Origin of the sequence: Pseudoalteromonas sp. 20-MNA-CIBAN-0454, assembly GCF_040308685.1 — a bacterium.
Lineage (GTDB): Bacteria > Pseudomonadota > Gammaproteobacteria > Enterobacterales > Alteromonadaceae > Pseudoalteromonas > Pseudoalteromonas nigrifaciens.
Window position 1 is genome coordinate 1 of record NZ_JBEOOB010000239.1, and the last position, 237, is coordinate 237.

The window sequence follows — 237 nt, forward strand, 5'->3', positions numbered from 1 at the left end:
GCTTGTACCCCGTGAGGTACTCTCGGCAGTGCGCAAGAATCTGCTCCTGTGTCAGGTTCGGGTCCTTGCGCACGACGATGATCTTGACCTTCTCCCCGCTTACCGCATCTTCCACACCAATGGCCGCCACTTCGGCAACTCCAGGGTGCATGGCAACCACGTCCTCGATTTCATTGGGGTACACGTTGAAACCCGAGACCAGGATCATGTCTTTCTTGCGGTCCACCAGGCGGATAT

At 57.0% G+C, this 237-nt stretch carries 1 protein-coding gene; it reads right to left on the reverse strand.

Annotated elements, in window-relative coordinates; translation table 11 throughout:
• On the reverse strand, positions 1–237 hold a 237-nt coding region (locus AAEZ22_RS18610; RefSeq protein WP_502935274.1), incomplete at both ends, for an AMP-binding enzyme.